Origin of the sequence: Klebsiella sp. GB_Kp047 (genome assembly GCF_040065235.1) — a bacterium.
Taxonomy (GTDB): domain Bacteria; phylum Pseudomonadota; class Gammaproteobacteria; order Enterobacterales; family Enterobacteriaceae; genus Klebsiella; species Klebsiella quasipneumoniae.
Genome location: NZ_JBEAJG010000028.1, coordinates 98014 through 113798, shown reverse-complemented (window position 1 = coordinate 113798; position 15785 = coordinate 98014). Strand labels below are relative to the sequence as shown.

The 15785-nt window shown below is 56.1% G+C and carries 18 protein-coding genes; 9 read left to right on the top strand and 9 right to left on the bottom strand.

What is annotated here, in order from left to right; genetic code table 11:
* Positions 1–7 precede the first annotated feature (7 nt).
* The 9 genes from mdcC to ABLV76_RS08930 all read left to right on the top strand — a co-directional run bounded on the left by mdcC (position 8) and on the right by ABLV76_RS08930 (position 6077).
* Positions 8–340 carry a malonate decarboxylase acyl carrier protein gene (gene mdcC / locus ABLV76_RS08970; protein WP_053068198.1) on the top strand — a complete coding sequence of 111 codons (333 nt, stop codon included), beginning with the start codon at positions 8–10 and terminating at the stop codon, positions 338–340.
* Positions 333–1262: a biotin-independent malonate decarboxylase subunit beta gene (locus tag ABLV76_RS08965; RefSeq protein ID WP_017899903.1), complete on the top strand. Its 930-nt coding sequence runs from the start codon at positions 333–335 to the stop codon at positions 1260–1262. Before mdcC ends, ABLV76_RS08965 begins: the two co-directional genes overlap by 8 nt.
* Complete coding sequence (gene mdcE, locus ABLV76_RS08960) at positions 1262–2143, top strand: biotin-independent malonate decarboxylase subunit gamma (RefSeq protein ID WP_017899904.1); 882 nt, start codon at positions 1262–1264, stop codon at positions 2141–2143. Before ABLV76_RS08965 ends, mdcE begins: the two co-directional genes overlap by 1 nt.
* A gap of 16 nt (positions 2144–2159) precedes the next feature.
* On the top strand, positions 2160–3263 hold the full coding sequence (locus tag ABLV76_RS08955) for a hypothetical protein (RefSeq protein ID WP_048325837.1): 1104 nt from the start codon (positions 2160–2162) through the stop codon (positions 3261–3263).
* Positions 3260–3964 carry a malonate decarboxylase holo-[acyl-carrier-protein] synthase gene (gene mdcG, locus ABLV76_RS08950; RefSeq protein ID WP_048325840.1) on the top strand — a complete coding sequence of 235 codons (705 nt, stop codon included), beginning with the start codon at positions 3260–3262 and terminating at the stop codon, positions 3962–3964. Before ABLV76_RS08955 ends, mdcG begins: the two co-directional genes overlap by 4 nt.
* Before the next feature lies 1 nt (position 3965).
* Positions 3966–4184: an acetyl-CoA carboxylase biotin carboxyl carrier protein subunit gene (locus ABLV76_RS08945; RefSeq protein WP_064187868.1), complete on the top strand. Its 219-nt coding sequence runs from the start codon at positions 3966–3968 to the stop codon at positions 4182–4184.
* 246 nt (positions 4185–4430) lie between these two features.
* Positions 4431–4811, top strand: coding sequence for a malonate transporter subunit MadL (gene madL / locus ABLV76_RS08940; protein WP_025999210.1), 381 nt, complete (start codon positions 4431–4433; stop codon positions 4809–4811).
* A gap of 19 nt (positions 4812–4830) precedes the next feature.
* Positions 4831–5601 (top strand): malonate transporter subunit MadM, encoded by a 771-nt coding sequence (gene madM, locus ABLV76_RS08935; protein ID WP_017899909.1) that lies wholly within the window; start codon positions 4831–4833, stop codon positions 5599–5601.
* A 44-nt stretch (positions 5602–5645) separates the two neighbouring features.
* Positions 5646–6077 carry a HutP family protein gene (locus ABLV76_RS08930; protein WP_348878281.1) on the top strand — a complete coding sequence of 144 codons (432 nt, stop codon included), beginning with the start codon at positions 5646–5648 and terminating at the stop codon, positions 6075–6077.
* On the opposite strand, the gene ABLV76_RS08925 is transcribed toward ABLV76_RS08930, so the two are convergent.
* The 9 genes from ABLV76_RS08925 to rbfA all read right to left on the bottom strand — a co-directional run bounded on the left by ABLV76_RS08925 (position 6040) and on the right by rbfA (position 15714).
* Positions 6040–6981 carry a LysR family transcriptional regulator gene (locus tag ABLV76_RS08925; protein WP_348878280.1) on the bottom strand — a complete coding sequence of 314 codons (942 nt, stop codon included), beginning with the start codon at positions 6979–6981 and terminating at the stop codon, positions 6040–6042. The genes ABLV76_RS08930 and ABLV76_RS08925 overlap by 38 nt on opposite strands.
* Positions 6982–7082: 101 nt before the next feature.
* Positions 7083–8327 carry a tryptophan permease gene (gene mtr, locus ABLV76_RS08920; protein WP_004206167.1) on the bottom strand — a complete coding sequence of 415 codons (1245 nt, stop codon included), beginning with the start codon at positions 8325–8327 and terminating at the stop codon, positions 7083–7085.
* 143 nt (positions 8328–8470) lie between these two features.
* Complete coding sequence (deaD, locus tag ABLV76_RS08915; protein WP_004206168.1) at positions 8471–10402, bottom strand: ATP-dependent RNA helicase DeaD; 1932 nt, start codon at positions 10400–10402, stop codon at positions 8471–8473.
* Positions 10395–10475 carry a protein YrbN gene (yrbN, locus tag ABLV76_RS08910; protein WP_085903200.1) on the bottom strand — a complete coding sequence of 27 codons (81 nt, stop codon included), beginning with the start codon at positions 10473–10475 and terminating at the stop codon, positions 10395–10397. The genes deaD and yrbN overlap by 8 nt, the downstream gene beginning before the upstream one ends.
* A 104-nt stretch (positions 10476–10579) precedes the next feature.
* Positions 10580–11464: a lipoprotein NlpI gene (gene nlpI, locus ABLV76_RS08905; protein ID WP_004206169.1), complete on the bottom strand. Its 885-nt coding sequence runs from the start codon at positions 11462–11464 to the stop codon at positions 10580–10582.
* Between the two features lie 108 nt (positions 11465–11572).
* Positions 11573–13708 (bottom strand): polyribonucleotide nucleotidyltransferase, encoded by a 2136-nt coding sequence (gene pnp, locus ABLV76_RS08900; protein WP_004206170.1) that lies wholly within the window; start codon positions 13706–13708, stop codon positions 11573–11575.
* A gap of 242 nt (positions 13709–13950) precedes the next feature.
* A complete protein-coding gene (gene rpsO, locus ABLV76_RS08895; RefSeq protein ID WP_002918244.1) occupies positions 13951–14220 on the bottom strand; it encodes a 30S ribosomal protein S15 in 270 nt (89 codons plus the stop codon).
* Between the two features lie 148 nt (positions 14221–14368).
* Entirely contained in the window at positions 14369–15313 is a 945-nt protein-coding gene (gene truB, locus ABLV76_RS08890) for a tRNA pseudouridine(55) synthase TruB (protein ID WP_043520985.1), read from the bottom strand.
* Positions 15313–15714, bottom strand: coding sequence for a 30S ribosome-binding factor RbfA (gene rbfA, locus ABLV76_RS08885; RefSeq protein WP_002918248.1), 402 nt, complete (start codon positions 15712–15714; stop codon positions 15313–15315). Before rbfA ends, truB begins: the two co-directional genes overlap by 1 nt.
* Between the last annotated feature and the right edge of the window lie 71 nt (positions 15715–15785).

The window sequence follows — 15785 nt, the reverse complement described above, 5'->3', positions numbered from 1 at the left end:
AAAGGACATGGCTCTACATCAAATATCACATCATTTCAGCGGCACCCGCGAAAGAGCATCTCTGCCGCAAACCGTGCACTGCGGCGTGGTAGGCTCTGGCGATCTGGAGGTCCTGCTGGAGCCGAAAGCGCTGGCGGGCGGTATTGAAGTCACTATATCCACGCCGGTGCCCGGTTTCGATCATATCTGGGAGATTGTGCTGAAACGGTTTCTGGAAAATGGACCGCTGGGCAACATGCAGGTCAGCATCAATGACAATAACGCCACGCCGGCGGTAGTGGCTTTACGAATTCAGCAAGCGTTACAGCAGGCTATGCCGGGAGAAACCCATCATGAATGATCTGCGTTTTCTGGAAGCCAGCGCCCGGGTTCGCGCCAGTTCGCTGGTGGATAAAGGCACCTTTACTGAACTGATCGGCCCGGCGGCCAAACGAACCAGCCCGCACCTGCCCGTGCTCAATGAGGCGGTTGAATTTGACGACGGTATCGTCACCGGTATCGGCCTGTTGGGCCAGCACCCGGCCATCGTCATCTCCCAGGAGGGGCGCTTTATCGGGGGGGCAGTGGGTGAAGTGGGCGGCGCCAAGATGGTCGGCGCGCTGATGCTGGCGGACGAACTGGCGGCGCAGACCACCGACCCTGCCCGCCGCCCGATCGTCCTCATCTCCTTTGAAACCGGCGGCGTGCGTCTGCATGAGGCTAACGCCGGACTGCTGGCCCACGCCGAGTGCATGGACATGCTGCAAACCCTGCGCGGTCGCGTACCGGTGGTGGCAATGATTGGCAGCAAGATCGGCTGCTTTGGCGGGATGGGGTTTGTCGCTGCCGCTACCGACGTCATCGTGATGAGCGAATCGGGCCGCCTGGGGCTGACCGGGCCTGAGGTCATCGAACAGGAGATGGGCCGCAGCGAGTTCGACGCTTCTGACCGCGCGCTGGTGTTCCGCACCACCGGCGGTAAGCACAAGTATATCGTCGGCGACTGCAACTATCTGATTGCCGACTCGCTGGCAGCCTTCCACCAGCAGGCCGCGCTGATTGCCGACCTGCCCTGGCCGCAGATTGAAGCCATGCGCCGCATCGGCAGCGAAGCAAAAGTACGCGCCCAGATGGCGCTCACGCAAAAAATCAGCGAGTCAGAGCCATCAGATGCGCGGGATGTCTGGGCGATGGCGGGCAATACCGCGCCCCAGTCTCTGGTGGATATGGATCTCGACACGTTCCTGAGCAACGTTAAACGCCTGCCGGTGGAGGAAGCATAATGGAAAATTTACTCGGCCAGGGCCGCGCCGCTATCGATTTGATTGTTGACGAAAACAGCTTCGAAGAGAACGCGCTGGCGGATCTCGAGCTGCCTTATGAGGATTACGGACCAGGGGCCGTCATCGGCAGCGCCCGCATTAGCGGTGAAGTCTGCACCGTTATTGCTAACGACGCCATGACCTTTAACCCGCGTTTTCCGGTGGTCTACGCCGGGGTTATCGGGCTGGAAGAGGGCTACAAAATGGCGCTGGCGGTCTATCGCACGCTGGCGATGGATAAAGACAAGCCCGTCGGCGAGAAACGTCCGCTGGTGCTGATCGTCGACACTCCCGGCAACGGGCCGGGCAAGCTGGAAGAGATCATCGGCATGAATAAAGCCACCGGTGCCTATCAGCTGGCGCTGGCTGAGGCGCGCCATGCCGGGCACCCGATTATCGCGATGGTTATCGGTCGCGCCATTAGCGGCGCGTTTCTCTGCCACGGTTTACAGGCCGATCATATCCTGAGCCTGACGTCGGAATTTGGCACCATGATCCACGTTATGCCGCTGAGCAGTATCGCGCGTATTACCCGCCAGGACGTGGAGCGTCTGAGCGAACTTTCCCGAACCAATCCGGTCTTCGCGGCCGGGCCGGAGTTCTTCTGGCAACTGGGCGGGGTGGAAGCGCTGATCCAGGCGATCCCGGAGATGAAAGGGACGATCGTTCGCCATATCGCAGAAGTGCGCCAGCAGAAACAGGCGGCTGGCGTCACGGCGACAGGTCCGCAGGGGCGTGGGATCGCAGGCGAAGCGCGCGGCGGCAGAAAAATGCGCAACGTGATTCTGGCGCAGATGCGCGAGGAGTATCGGGCGGTCGCGGCGCGGTATCAACCGGCCTGATTCTGGAGTTCGCGCTATGAACGATCCCATCGCCACACTCGAATGGCTGGTTGACGCCCAGCAGGGTATCCCCACGCTGACGGAGATGCCGCGCCGCACGCTGAGCGATAAAGGCATCGCTGGCCCCACGGCGGCTCACGTTATCGAGGAGATCCATACGCCGTTGAATCTGGCGCTGGTTACCTTTACCACCGGCAGCAGCGCATTTCAAAACATCGTCGGCGTAACGCAGAACGAACTGCCGTTGCGTATCGCGGCGGGTAGGCGTGTGCTGGCGGAATGCGGCGTAACCGCAGGGCAGCATATGGTGGTGACCTACGCGCCGCTGGTGAATGTGTTCACGCGTCAGGCGCTGGACGAGAGCGGTCTGCACTGGTCTTTTTTATCCCGCTCCTGCCGGGACGCGCTGCTGATTGCCCTGTGTCGCCAGCAGCCGGATGTGGTGGTGGGAGAGTCCTCATTTTTACGCGCCACGCTCGAACAGGCGCTAAAGATGAATCTGCAGGCGTATTTACCCAAAACGCTGACGCTGATTACCGCAGGCACGCCCCTTGATGAAGCGCTGGTTCCGCTGTGTGCTTCGCTGGGTTATGGACTGCATGATGTCTACGGTTGCCAGGAATTCGGCTGGCTGATCCTGGACGGCCTTCCGCTGCGGGAAGATATTTCGCTGGTCGCCGCGCCGCAGGGCGGTGACTGGCGGGAAGTTATCGTTGGCGGCCTGCCGACCGGCGACAGCTTTCCCGTGGCGACCAACGGCCATCTGTGTAATGCGCAGGGCAAAATCCAGACCTGGAAGCGTCAGCGCACCACGCCGGAATATGACATGGTGGTGATGGCGACTACCGCCAATCACCGGGAAATTATCGAGCGGACGGCACGGACGATTTTACGTATCAAGGGGCGTGTTTGCCGGGTCAGCGCGCAGTTACAAACCCAGGCCAGCGCCACCCATATCCGCCTTTACCCCGTTACGGTTCCAGGGGAGGAAGCGGCAAAAACCGCGCCGGTCGATATTATCGGTCCGCAGGCCACCGCGCAGTTTGACGCCCTGCTGGCGGCGCAGCGAGATCTTCAGCAACAGGCGAAAAACGATCCGGCATGGAGCAAGCAGCGATGAGTGCCTTGCAACGCCATACTCTGTGCTGGCTGGACAGCGCTGAGCTGCGGCTGATTGCGAGGCAGTTGAACGGCGCGTTTAGCGCCCTCCCCGCCTCATGGCGGGAAGAGGCGCGGGACTATCTGCTCTCCGGATATCTCCCCGGCATTGTGCGCAGAGGCATTCGTGATGAAGTGAGTATTTCCCTGGGATTTTGCTTTCCGCAGCGCTGGCAAGGGCAGCGTTTACGGCTGGCGACGGTGGCTTCATTACAGGCCGTCACGCGCGTGTCAACGCCGGAGCAAACGGCCACCCTGCCTGCCGTCAGCCGTACCAGCGCGACACGTGCCTTTAACGCCCTGCGCCAGGCCTGGCGCGGGCCGGAAACCGGGCTCGGCGTGTGGGGGTCGGTGGCGCTTGAGATGGCGACGCCCTGGCTATGGACGGACAGTCGCTCCGATTTAGATATCCGCATTACGCCCTGGCACGAAATGGCGTTAAGCGATTGTTACTCATTTCTGACTGATATTGCTCAGCAATATTCAGTGCGTATTGATGGGGAAATTAATTTACCCAACGGTTTTTCTATCAATATCCAGGAATGGTTTAGCGGGAGTCTGACCCTGCTGGCTAAAGGTGAGACCGATGTCGAATTAATGACGCGACATGATGTCGCCGGGTTAATAAAACATCTTTCAATGAAATATATTAAAGGAAATTAATATGTCTGAAGTTAAATCAAAAGTACCGGGTGTGGTCGATGAAGTTAAAGCTGCAGTGGGCGACAAAATTGAAAAAGGCCAGCCGGTTGTGATCCTGGAAGCCATGAAAATGAAAATGCCTGTCGCCTCGCCGGAGGCTGGCGTATTAAAGTTACTGGCGGTGAACGCAGGCGATCGCGTAAACCCAGGCATGGTCTTATTTGAAATTGCCGCTGAGTAGACCGTCACGTTTTTAATACTAAATAAATAGTGCGGCATTCCTTTGTGATATAACCATTATGCCTGAGTCATATCAGCGATAAACATTTCGCTGATATGACAGGCAGGGTGTGTACGTATAAATTGACTGTTGACTGTCCGCATCATAAAAACAGACTGTGCTAAAAGCCCTTGTCTTACTTTATTGTCATTTCCCGGTTCGGGTAGCCTCTTATGCTTTTAGTGTGGTTATAGAAAGAGAAACATCATGATTATTTACGGATTGATGTTAATGGGATTATGCATGTTCGCCGGGTTAATTGTCGGCGATCTTTTGGGCTTGCTGCTTGGAATTTCCGCCAATATCGGCGGCGTCGGCTTTGCCATGCTGTTTTTAGTCGTTATTTCCCAGAAGCTGACGGATAAGGGGCTGTTGTCTAAACCTGCCGAACAGGGGGTTGGATTCTGGAACGCGATGTATATCCCTATTGTTGTCGCCATGTCCGCGAACCAGAACGTTGTGGCCGCGCTCAAAGGAGGCCCGGTGGCGCTTATTGCCGGCCTTGGCGCAGTGGTGATTGGTTTTCTGCTGATTAAACCACTGAGCAAAATCGGCAACAAAAGCACGATGGCACGTTCAGCAGACTAACCGGTGGAGAGTATAAAGAATGGAACAATTCACAAAGATTCTTACCAGTAACTTCACCAGCAATGCCCTGGTCACCGCTTTTGTGGTGGTTGGTATTGTCTGCTGGGTTGCGGCCTGGCTTTCAACCCACGTCTTTCGCGGTAAAATTCACAGTTCGGCGATCGCCATTGCCGCGGGTCTGCTGCTGGCCTGGCTAGGCGGCGAACTCACCGGCGGCAAAAAAGGGCTTTCCGACATCACGCTTTTTAGCGGTATTGCGCTGATGGGCGGCGGCATGTTCCGTGATTTTGCCATTATCGCCACCGCCTTTGGCGTGAAGCTTGAGGAGCTGAAAAAAGCGGGCCTCGCGGGCGCGCTGGCGCTGGTCGTCTCTACCGTGCTCTCCTTCTACCTGGGAGCGATTGTTGCCTGGGCCTTCGGCTATACCGATGCGGTCAGCATGGCGACTATCGGCGGCGGCGCAGTGACCTTTATTGTCGGCCCGGTTACCGGCGCGGCGCTTGGCGCAAGCTCGGATGTTATCGCGCTCAGTATCGCTGCCGGAGTGATTAAATCTATCGCCATCATGATTGTTACGCCGCTGGTGGCCAAACCCGCCGGACTGAACTCTCCCGCTGCAGCCATTGTCTACGGCGGGCTAATGGGTTCCACCAGCGGCGTGGCGGCAGGGCTGGCGGCGACTGACCCGAAACTTGTCCCTTATGGCGCAATGACAGCCACCTTCTATACCGGCCTGGGCTGTCTGCTGGCACCCTCTGCGCTCTATCTCTCTTTATCCCCGTTCTTTTAACCGCATGCGCCTGTTGTTTTATGCAACAGGCGCCAGGGAGACTTATGGATTCATTTCAACGTATGAAGCCCGGGCAAATTGCGATGCAGGCCTCACTGTGCACGCAGGAGGAAGAGGAGATTTTTCGGCAAAAGCTACTGGCCGATAAACCCGAACACCGAATCGGCTTTGCGTTTATCAGCGGCACTCCTGACGAACTGCGAAACAAACTTCAGCGCTCCGTCATCGGCTGTGCGTTGAAGAATCAAATCATCACCAGGCAGGAATCGGCCATTTTCACCTTATGCTCACTCCGCCGCCAGGCGCTGACCCACGCGTTAACGAATACTATCAGCGATGATCATATCCGCATGAAAATTGCCTTAGTCAGCACCCCCCGGTGGCTCGCCGTCGCCATGTACGGCGAAGCCCAGGTTTATCAGCGGATTACCCAGGAAATCATGGGGCTTTCTCTACATCGTTATTCTCCAGCATAAGCTGCCTGGCATACATACGGCATTCTGCGAGAAGAGATAGCAGTCCTGGATGATTTTCCTGGCTACGGGGAAAAACAAGCGATATCTCCTGCTCCATACGAAAGGTCTCCTGCAAAGGCAACAGGCGTATACCGCTACGAAAAAGCCCACGCATGCGCCCGGGAATAAGCGTGTAACCCACTCCGGCATTCACCATGCTCATTAACGAAAAAATATCATGCACCCGAAGCGCAATGTCAGGTTCAAATCCAGCGATACGAAACGCTTGCTGGAAACCTCTCCAGGTGGCGAACCCCTCACTCAGGGCGATAAACTTTTTACTCTGTAGCAGGGAGAGGTCAACGGGTACTGATAGAGTATCCGCATCCTGTACGGGAACCGCTAAATAAATGGAATCAGAAAATATCGTCCAGGTTTCAAATAAATGAGAATTATATTCATCGGGCGTTGAAATTAATGCTGCATCAATACTTCCTGCATTTAAAGCTTCTAATAAAACCTTATTAGAATTCATAATAAATTCTATAGAAAGTTCCGGGCGACGATTTTTCAACCCCTGAACAATCTGCGGCGCCGTTTTCAGCACCAGTGAATAGAGCAGACCTAAGCGTAATGCCGGAGAGTGATATCCTGAAGCTTCTCGCGTCATGTAAACACAGCGTTCCATGGCATCCATCACTTCTTTGGCATGCTTTTGCATCACCCAGGCCGCGGGACATGGTTGTAAATTTCGGCCATTATGCGTAAACAGAGCACAGCGTAGATTATCTTCCAGAGAATGAATGGCGCGGTGTACACTGACCGGAGATATTTTCATATTCTCTGCTGCCTTAGAAATATTCATGGTTTCCATATATCCAAGGAAAATTTCCAGTTTACGCAAAGTGATGTCTTGCTCAGGCATATAAACATCCCCTTATTTAAAATGACCTTACCTGATAATAAGAGAATGCTGGGGAATATATATTGAGCCAGATCGGTAATTCTGGCTCAGGTAGATTAAAATTACTGGTAAACCGGCAGCAGATTAACGCTCGACAGAATGTGTACAACCGCATTGCCAAGGCCAAACAGTAGGATCAGCACAATCATCGGTGTTCCGCCCCATACGCGGAACTGTGGGCTGCCGAAGCGTTTACGCGAGGCGCGAGCCAGCAGCGCCGGTACAATCGCCGCCCAGATCGTCGCCGCCAGGCCGGCATAGCCGATGGCGTAGAGGAAGCCATCGGGTTTCACCAGCCCGCCCATCATCGGCGGAATAAAGGTCAGCAGCGCAGTTTTAAAGCGCCCCAGCGCGCTGTCGTCAAAGCCAAACAGATCCGCCAGGTAGTCGAACAGCCCCAGCGTGACGCCAAGGAACGAGCTGGCGACGGCAAAGTTAGAGAACACCACCAGCAGCAGATCCAGGCTCCGGCTGTTCAGCACCCCGCTCAGGGCCTGCACCAGCACATCAATGTTGCCGCCCTTCTGCGCGATGTCGATAAACTGCGGACGCGGGATATTGCCCATCGTCACCAGCAGCCAGACCACGTACAGACCCAGCGCCAGCAGCGTACCGTAGGTTAAGCAGCGGATAATGGTGCGTGGATCTTTGCCGTAGTATTTCATCAGGCTCGGCACATTGCCGTGGTAGCCAAACGAGGCCAGGCAGAACGGCAGCGTCATTAGCAGATATGGCGCATAGGAGGCGTTCTTTTCCGCAACGTTAAACAGCGTCGTCGGCTCGACGTGCCCCAGCAGACTGCCAAAGGTCAGGAAGAAAGTGATCACCTTGGCGCCGAGCACAATAGCCGTCATGCGGCTCACCGCCCTGGTGCTCATCCAGACGATAAATGCCACCAGCAGCGCAAAGCCAAAACCCGCCGCCCGCGCCGGCACGTTCAGCGACATCTCGCTAAACGTATGATGTAGTATCGAGCCGCTGGCTGAAATATAGGCGTAGGTCAGGATATACAGCACAAAGGCGATCGACACGCCGTTGACCAGGTTCCAGCCCTTGCCGAGCAGATCTTTGGTAATGGTGTCGAAGCTGGAGCCGATCCGGTAGTTAAGGTTGGCCTCGAGGATCATCAGACCGGAGTGCAGCATGCAGAACCAGGTGAAAACCAGCGCCGCCAGCGACCAGAAAAACCACGCGCCGGACATCACCACCGGCAGCGAGAACATACCCGCGCCGATAATCGTGCCGCCGATGATCACCACGCCGCCAAACAGGGACGGACGGGTTGCCGTAGTGGTTAGTGTCGCCATTTACCGAAATCTCCAGTCAAAAATACTTTCCCACGATGGGTGTGACGCACTGTACCAGTACACGAGTACAAAAGAAATAAAAAAAGCCCCAATCATGACGATCGGGGCTGTATTATTTAGTTTACGCTAGCGGGCTGCGTTAATTATGCATCGCCACCGAAGCGACGGCGACCGGCAGAGTCATCGCGGCGCGGCGCGGATGCATCGTCACGACGCGGCGCACGGCCTTCACGACGTTCGCCGCTGAAACGACGACCATCACCACGACCACCTTCACGACGCTCGCCACCGAAGCCACGACCGCCTTCACGACGCTCACCGCCGAAGCTACGACCACCTTCACGACGTTCACCACCGCCACGACGTTCGGTGCGCGGCTGCGCATCGCCCAGCAGCTGCATGTTCATCGGCTTGTTCAGGATGCGGGTACGAGTAAAGTGCTGCAGCACTTCGCCCGGCATCCCTTTCGGCAGTTCGATGGTGGAGTGAGAAGCGAACAGCTTGATGTTACCGATGTAGCGGCTGCTGATATCGCCTTCATTAGCGATCGCGCCAACGATATGACGCACTTCAACACCGTCATCGCGACCCACTTCAATGCGATACAGTTCCATATCGCCTACGTCACGACGCTCACGCTTCGGACGATCTTCGCGATCGCCACGCGGAGCGCGATCGTTGCGGTCGCCACGACGCTCGAAGCGATCGTCACGGTCACGGAACTCACGACGCGGACGCATCGGCGCATCCGGCGGCACGATCAGCGAGCGTTCGCCCTGGGCCATTTTCAGCAGCGCGGCAGCCAGCGTTTCCACGTCCAGCTCTTCGCCTTCCGCCGTCGGCTGGATTTTCGCCAGCAGCGCACGGTACTGGTCCAGATCGCTGCTTTCCAGCTGCTGCTGGACTTTCGCGGCGAATTTTTCCAGACGACGTTTGCTCAGCAGCTCTGCGTTCGGCAGCTCCACTTCCGGGATGGTCAGCTTCATCGTACGTTCGATGTTGCGCAGCAGACGACGTTCACGGTTCTCAACGAACAGCAACGCGCGGCCCGCGCGGCCCGCACGACCGGTACGACCGATACGGTGAACGTAGGATTCAGAATCCATCGGGATGTCGTAGTTCACCACCAGGCTGATACGTTCAACGTCCAGACCACGGGCTGCCACGTCAGTCGCAATCAGGATATCCAGACGACCGTCTTTCAGACGCTCCAGGGTCTGCTCACGCAGCGCCTGGTTCATGTCGCCGTTCAGCGCCGCGCTGTTGTAGCCGTTACGCTCCAGCGCTTCAGCCACTTCCAGGGTCGCGTTTTTGGTACGGACGAAGATAATCGCCGCATCAAAATCTTCCGCTTCCAGGAAACGCACCAGCGCTTCGTTTTTACGCATACCGTAGGCAGTCCAGTAGCTCTGGCTGATGTCCGGACGAGTGGTCACGCTGGACTGAATACGCACTTCCTGCGGCTCTTTCATAAAGCGGCGGGTAATGCGACGGATCGCTTCCGGCATGGTGGCGGAGAACAGCGCGGTCTGATGCCCTTCCGGGATCTGCGCCATAATGGTTTCTACGTCTTCGATAAAGCCCATGCGCAGCATTTCATCTGCTTCATCCAGTACCAGACCGCTCAGTTTAGAGAGGTCCAGGGTGCCGCGCTTCAGGTGGTCCAGCAGACGACCCGGGGTACCGACAACGATCTGCGGACCCTGACGCAGGGCGCGCAGCTGCACGTCATAACGCTGGCCGCCGTACAGGGCAACCACGTTTACGCCGCGCATATGTTTAGAGAATTCCGTCATTGCTTCAGCAACCTGTACCGCCAGCTCGCGGGTCGGCGCCAGCACCAGGATCTGTGGTGCTCTCAGCTCAGGATCGATGTTGTTCAGCAGCGGTAAAGAAAACGCTGCGGTTTTACCGCTACCGGTCTGGGCCATACCCAGAACGTCGCGGCCGTCCAGCAGATGCGGAATGCACTCAGCCTGGATCGGAGATGGTTTTTCGTAACCCAGATCGTTAAGCGCTTCAAGGATAGGAGCCTTCAGGCCCAGATCTGCAAAAGTGGTTTCGAATTCAGCCATGTAGTACGTGTGCCTCAAAATTAATGGCGGCCAGTCTACATAACTCATCGTGAAAATTTACGGTAATTTTCATTGAAAAGTGTGAACCGGCTCAAAGTAGGTGTATTAACGAACAACAACGCCCTCACCCGCGAAGGTGATGGCAAGCAAAAAACTATGGGCTGATGTGTTCGTCAGCTATTGCTGGTCCGATTCTGCCAGGTCATCTTGCTCCTGGCCCAAGAGCGATAATTCCAACAATGCGTATCGGTGCTCAACGTAGTTATGTACGTTGTTGGCGACCGCCAGTTTGAACAGTGCCGTAGCGCTGTCCTTGTCCCCCAGACTTAGGTAGTACTTACCTAAATAGAAGTTGGTTTCACTGAGATGCTCAGCGAGCGAGGTGTTATCCGTTGCGTCTGCCTTCAGACGAGTCATCAGCTCTTTTTCGCTAATGTCGCCAAGGTAGAACTCGACAATGTTCCATCCCCATTGCTCTTTGTCCGACTTGTCTAAGCGCTCTCTGAGTGCTTCAAGCGCCCGCTTCTCGTCGAGTTTACGCTCGGCGATATAAAGCCACAGGCTACGGAAAGGATCATTGGGATCGTCTTGATAAAACGCCAGCAGATCATCTTGCGCTAACTTAGCCCGGCCGCCGTAATACAGGGCGATACCGCGGTTCAAGTGCGCGTAGTTGTAAGTTGGATCAAGCTCAAGTACAGAATCAAACGCTTCATAGGCAGCATCAAAATTGCCTGCCTGCGTTAAGTAAATACCTAAGTAATTGAATACTTCAGGCATATCGGGTCGGATTGCCAGCGCTTGTGAAAAATCATTTCGCGCTAATGCCCTCAGACCGAGACTATCATACAACACTCCGCGCTCATATAAAAGCTGTGCGCGTTCGTCATCGGATAAAGCCCGACTGGCAAGAATTTGTTCCATACGTGCCAGAATCACTTCTTGCTGTAAAGTCGGTTGCAATGGTACTGCGAGGACGGCGTCCTTACGCCAGGCGGTGCTACTGCATCCTGCCAGCGTGAGAGCTGTCGCCACGAAACACCAGCGCAAAAAAGGCTTCATTTCCCACTCCCGAAGACAACGATTGGATGAACGTCCTGTTCCCCGGCTGCAAACGAGGCGTCCTGCCCGTAAAACGCCCTCCGCAAAAGCGGAGGGCTAACGGCAACCTTACTCGCCCTGCTCGGCAGCCGGAACTTCCGGCGCTGCGGCAGACGGAGTCTGTTCAGTTGCTTCTTTGATGCTCAGACGGACACGGCCCTGGCGGTCAACTTCCAGAACCTTAACCGGCACTTCCTGACCCATCTGCAGGTAGTCAGTCACTTTCTCAACGCGCTTGTCAGCGATCTGCGAGATGTGAACCAGACCTTCTTTACCGCCGCCGATGGCAACGAACGCGCCAAAGTCAACGATACGGGTCACTTTACCATTGTAGATACGGCCAACTTCGATCTCAGCGGTGATCTCTTCGATACGACGGATAGCATGCTGTGCTTTGTCGCCGTCAGTCGCTGCGATCTTCACAGTACCGTCATCTTCGATTTCGATGGTGGTACCGGTCTCTTCGGTCAGGGCACGGATAACAGAACCGCCTTTACCGATAACGTCTTTGATCTTGTCCGGGTTGATCTTGATGGTATGGATACGCGGTGCGAATTCAGAGATATCGCCGCGCGGCGCGTTAATCGCCTGCTCCATCACGCCCAGGATGTGCAGACGCGCACCTTTAGCCTGGTTCAATGCAACCTGCATAATTTCTTTGGTGATACCTTCAATTTTGATATCCATCTGCAGCGCAGAGATACCGTCGCGGGAGCCCGCTACTTTGAAGTCCATATCGCCAAGGTGGTCTTCGTCACCGAGGATGTCAGACAGCACGACGAAGTTGTCGCCTTCTTTCACCAGGCCCATGGCGATACCCGCCACGGCGGCTTTCACCGGCACACCAGCGTCCATCAGCGCCAGAGAGGCACCGCAGACGGAAGCCATGGAAGAAGAGCCGTTAGATTCGGTGATTTCAGACACCACGCGTACGGTGTACGGGAATTCTTCGATAGTCGGCATCACGGCCAGAACGCCGCGCTTAGCCAGACGACCGTGACCGATTTCACGACGCTTCGGAGACCCCACCATGCCAGTTTCACCTACGGAGTACGGAGGGAAGTTGTAGTGGAACAGGAAGGAGTCGGTACGCTCGCCCATCAGTTCATCGATGTTCTGCGCATCGCGTGCGGTACCCAGCGTCGCGGTAACCAGCGCCTGCGTTTCGCCACGGGTGAACAGTGCGGAACCGTGAGTACGCGGCAGAACGCCGGTACGAACGTCCAGACCACGGATCATATCTTTTTCGCGACCATCGATACGCGGCTCACCGGCCAGCACGCGGCTACGAACCACGTTTTTCTCGATAGCGTGCAGGATTTCACCCAGTTCGTTAGCGTCCAGGGTTTCATCTTCTGCAACCAGCGTAGCGATGGTTTCAGATTTGATCACATCAACCTGAGCGTAACGCTCTTGTTTGTCGGTGATACGGTAAGCATCGCTCAGGCGGGATTCAGCCAGCGCAGCAACGCGCGCGTTCAGCGCTTCGTTGACGGCTTCCGGCTGCCAGTCCCAACGTGGTTTACCGGCTTCTTTCACCAGGTCGTTGATGTTCTGGATAACAATCTGCTGCTGCTCGTGGCCAAAGACCACCGCGCCCAGCATCTGGTCTTCGCTCAGCAGTTCCGCTTCGGATTCCACCATCAGTACGGCCGCTTCGGTACCGGCAACCACCAGATCCAGTTTGCTGGACTTCAGCTCTTCCTGGGTTGGGTTCAGTACGTACTGGTCGTTGATGTAACCCACGCGCGCGGCGCCGATTGGGCCATTGAACGGAATACCAGACAGGGACAGCGCTGCGGAAGCGCCGATCATCGCGACGATATCCGGGTTAACCTGCGGGTTAACGGAAACAACGGTGGCGATAACCTGTACTTCGTTAACGAAGCCTTCCGGGAACAGCGGGCGAACCGGGCGGTCAATCAGACGCGCAATCAGGGTTTCGCCTTCGCTTGGGCGGCCTTCACGACGGAAGAAACCACCCGGGATTTTACCGGCAGCGTAGGTGCGCTCCTGGTAGTTAACCGTCAGCGGGAAAAAGTCCTGGCCTGGCTTCGCTTTTTTCTGGCCCACAACGGTCACGAATACCGCAGTGTCATCCATGCTAACCATCACAGCGGCCGTTGCCTGGCGCGCCATCATGCCGGTTTCCAGGGTCACGGTATGCTGGCCGTACTGGAATTTACGAACGATCGGATTAAGCAAAATTCTATCCTTTTTATCTATAAATCACGCCATATCCACGACATAGCGTCTATTGACCCGATCCTCTGCATCCTCGCGACTAATGACAACCTTTACCCGCCCCTGCGGATGAAGCCTCTCATTAGCCGCGCGAACCTCTGCATGAAGATCATTACTAGCAACAATACATGAGTTTTGAATGAATTGCTGCCGCCCGGTCGAAAAAAGGGGCCGTCAGGCCCCTTTTTCTGAAACTCGCAGAATTAGCGACGCAGACCCAGACGCTCGATCAGCGCGGAGTAACGTGCAACATCTTTACGTTTCAGGTAGTCGAGCAGTTTACGGCGCTGAGAAACCATGCGCAGCAGACCACGACGGCTGTGGTGATCTTTTTTGTGCTCTGCAAAGTGGCCCTGCAGGTGGTTGATCTGTGCAGTCAGCAGTGCAACCTGAACTTCGGTAGAACCGCTGTCGTTTTCGCCACGACCAAACTCAGAAACGATTTTTGCTTTAGCTTCAACGCTTAGAGACATTTTAGAACTCCAGAAATTAAAAGAAAGAAAGGGTGCCGATCTCTAATTCAGCGACCCCTGATGCAACGCCCGAAAATGTTAAAACACTTTAGCGGACGTTAAGCGGCGATATTCTACTCGTAGCAGGCTTTTATCGCAAGAAAAGCGCTTACGCCGGGTATTCCACCACCAGACGACGCGGCGCCACGCGGCCTTCATCGTCAATTTCGCCCATGCCGAGAAACTTGCCGGATTCGCTTTCCATCACCCGCACCAGCCCGTTAAGCGGCGCGCCTGACTGACGTACCGGGTTGCCGTTTTTAAAGTAGACCGCGGAGGTCTCCGGGATGGTCACCAGCGGATAGTCCGAGGCCGGGCTGTCCATCGGCATCAGCAGCGGATCGAGCAACTGCGCGGCAGGAATATCCTGCGCCGCCGCCTGATCGACCAGCGCCTGCAGCTGCTCGAGGGTTACCATCCGCTCAACCGGGTATTTGCTCACCGCCAGGCGACGCAGGAAAATCACGTGCGCGCCGCAGCCGAGCTTCTCACCTAAATCATCGATAATCGTCCGGATGTAGGTGCCTTTCGAGCAGTGGATCTCCAGCTCCAGCACATCGCCTTCGTGGCGGATAAACAGCAGCTCATAGACGGTAATCGGCCGGGATTCCCGCGGGACGTCAATCCCCTGACGGGCATACTCGTACAGCTTCTTGCCCTGATATTTCAGCGCCGAGTACATCGACGGCACCTGCTGCGTCTCGCCGCGGAAGCTGTCCAGCGCCGCCGCCAGCTGTTCGTCGCTAAAGGTCAGCGGGCGCTCTTCCACCACCTGACCGTCGGCATCGGAGGTATCGGTGCGCTGGCCAAGTTTGGCGATCACGCGGTAGCGCTTATCGGAATCCAGCAGGTATTGGGAAAACTTGGTCGCTTCGCCAAGGCAGATCGGCAGCATGCCGGTCGCCAGCGGATCCAGCGCGCCGGTGTGTCCGGCGCGGTTGGCGTTATATATACGCTTTACTTTCTGCAGCACATCGTTGCTGGAGGCGCCCTGAGGCTTATCCAGCAGCAATACGCCGTGCACGTCGCGGCCGCGACGACGAGGACGACTCATCAGTCCTCCTTGCTGTCGTCCGGGTTCACACGACGCTCATCGTCGTGTTTCACCACGCTGGTGACCAGGTTGGACATGCGCATCCCTTCCACCAGTGAGTTGTCGTAGAAGAAGGTCAGCTCCGGCACGATGCGCAGGCGCATCGCTTTCCCCAGCAGAGAGCGGATAAAGCCAGAGGCTTCCTGCAGCGCTTTGATGCCCGCTTTCACCGCGGCTTCATCTTTGTCGTTGAGGAAGGTGACATACACCTTGGCGTAGGCCAGGTCACGGGACATTTCCACACCGGAAACGGTGGTCATCATGCCCAGACGCGGGTCTTTGATTTCACGCTGCAGGATAATCGCAATCTCTTTTTGCATCTCCTGGGCCACGCGCTGCGGGCGACCAAATTCTTTCGCCATAATAAATTCTCCAGAATAAAGACAAAAAAGGGGCCTAAAGCCCCTTTTTAAAATGATTGCCGGGTGGCGCT

Bases quoted from the DNA above. Each gene is read 5' to 3' on its own strand.
- mdcC (WP_053068198.1), top strand. From the start codon at position 8: ATGGCTCTACATCAAATATCACATCATTTCAGCGGCACCCGCGAAAGA.
- ABLV76_RS08965 (WP_017899903.1), top strand. From the start codon at position 333: ATGAATGATCTGCGTTTTCTGGAAGCCAGCGCCCGGGTTCGCGCCAGT.
- mdcE (WP_017899904.1), top strand. From the start codon at position 1,262: ATGGAAAATTTACTCGGCCAGGGCCGCGCCGCTATCGATTTGATTGTT.
- ABLV76_RS08955 (WP_048325837.1), top strand. From the start codon at position 2,160: ATGAACGATCCCATCGCCACACTCGAATGGCTGGTTGACGCCCAGCAG.
- mdcG (WP_048325840.1), top strand. From the start codon at position 3,260: ATGAGTGCCTTGCAACGCCATACTCTGTGCTGGCTGGACAGCGCTGAG.
- ABLV76_RS08945 (WP_064187868.1), top strand. From the start codon at position 3,966: ATGTCTGAAGTTAAATCAAAAGTACCGGGTGTGGTCGATGAAGTTAAA.
- madL (WP_025999210.1), top strand. From the start codon at position 4,431: ATGATTATTTACGGATTGATGTTAATGGGATTATGCATGTTCGCCGGG.
- madM (WP_017899909.1), top strand. From the start codon at position 4,831: ATGGAACAATTCACAAAGATTCTTACCAGTAACTTCACCAGCAATGCC.
- ABLV76_RS08930 (WP_348878281.1), top strand. From the start codon at position 5,646: ATGGATTCATTTCAACGTATGAAGCCCGGGCAAATTGCGATGCAGGCC.
- ABLV76_RS08925 (WP_348878280.1), bottom strand. From the start codon at position 6,981: ATGCCTGAGCAAGACATCACTTTGCGTAAACTGGAAATTTTCCTTGGA.
- mtr (WP_004206167.1), bottom strand. From the start codon at position 8,327: ATGGCGACACTAACCACTACGGCAACCCGTCCGTCCCTGTTTGGCGGC.
- deaD (WP_004206168.1), bottom strand. From the start codon at position 10,402: ATGGCTGAATTCGAAACCACTTTTGCAGATCTGGGCCTGAAGGCTCCT.
- yrbN (WP_085903200.1), bottom strand. From the start codon at position 10,475: ATGAAAATTACCGTAAATTTTCACGATGAGTTATGTAGACTGGCCGCC.
- nlpI (WP_004206169.1), bottom strand. From the start codon at position 11,464: ATGAAGCCTTTTTTGCGCTGGTGTTTCGTGGCGACAGCTCTCACGCTG.
- rpsO (WP_002918244.1), bottom strand. From the start codon at position 14,220: ATGTCTCTAAGCGTTGAAGCTAAAGCAAAAATCGTTTCTGAGTTTGGT.
- truB (WP_043520985.1), bottom strand. From the start codon at position 15,313: ATGAGTCGTCCTCGTCGTCGCGGCCGCGACGTGCACGGCGTATTGCTG.
- rbfA (WP_002918248.1), bottom strand. From the start codon at position 15,714: ATGGCGAAAGAATTTGGTCGCCCGCAGCGCGTGGCCCAGGAGATGCAA.